The organism is Ruegeria sp. F5, assembly GCF_056533845.1.
Genome location: NZ_JBQFOU010000072.1, coordinates 1 through 1,158, shown reverse-complemented (window position 1 = coordinate 1,158; position 1,158 = coordinate 1). Strand labels below are relative to the sequence as shown.

Genomic DNA, 1,158 nt, shown 5'->3' with positions numbered 1-1,158 from the left:
GTTTTTATCACTCTAACCAATGCAGATATAAACGATCCCGGTTTTTGGGCTTCGCTGGATATTGGCCCCGATAGCACGATTGATGCATCGGGGCTGAGCAACGCGATCCAAGTTTCTATGACTGGAAGCTCCATTACCTTCACCAACACGAGTACAGGCACCGTAACGGCCTATACCGATGCCGATCTTGCCGGAGGGTCATTCAGCCAGTTCGTCGAGTACATCGGTAACAACAATGATGACAATGTAAGTGGGTCCGTTGGTCTGAATGCAGGTGGGTATAGCGGTGGGCGAGGAAACGATACCCTTGTCGATAGCGGTTCGCTTGGCGGAAGCATCAGCGGTGGGCGTGGCAATGACACCCTGCAAGGCGGCTCAGGCGACAACAATATCTTTGGCGGTCAGGGTCAAGATATCCTGCGCGGCGGTTCAGGAAATAACAATCTCAGTGGAGGCGGCGGTCGCGACACGCTTTTTGCGGAAGACGGCAGTGGCAATCTGGACGGCGGCGGCGGGAGAGACGTCATATACGCCGGTTTGAACACAAGTTTCGTTGATGGCGGCAATGGGAACGACCGGTTGATTTTGCCTCCGGGCTCTACATTCACTCCGTTTTCTCCTGGATCTACCGGCGGGACGGCCAACCTACCGAACGGCCGGAGTTTCACCTATCTGAGTATCGAGACGGTCGAAATCGCATGTTTCACTGAGGGAACGCAAATTCGCACCCCAAGCGGTGATCGCCTAATCGAAGACCTGAAAATTGGCGATCTGGTTGAAACACTGGATCATGGACAGCAGCCCGTGAGATGGATCGGCAAACGTTCTGTTTGCGGGCGGGGCAAGCATTCCCCAATCCGGTTTGCGCCTGGCGCAATCGGAAACCGTCGCGAGCTGCGTGTATCACCCCAGCATCGAATGCTGGTTTCTGGTTGGCGCTGTGAACTGTATTTCCATGCACCCGAGTTGCTCTGTGCCGCCAAACATCTGTGTGATGGAGACCAAGTCTGCCGTGATCCTTGTGATACGGTAAACTACATCCACATCATGTTTGACAAACACGAAATCGTAAACTGCGAAAATGCCCTACTCGAAAGCTTTTACGCAGGTGAACACATACTCAATGCAGATCTACAAGTATATCAGGAGTTAATTGAG

1 protein-coding gene is annotated in these 1,158 nt (G+C 52.9%); it reads left to right on the top strand.

Annotation, left to right across the window (positions count from 1 at the left end):
• The coding region (locus ACR0K1_RS25590) for a Hint domain-containing protein (RefSeq protein WP_480852320.1) at positions 1 to 1,158 on the top strand (1,158 nt) is incomplete at both ends.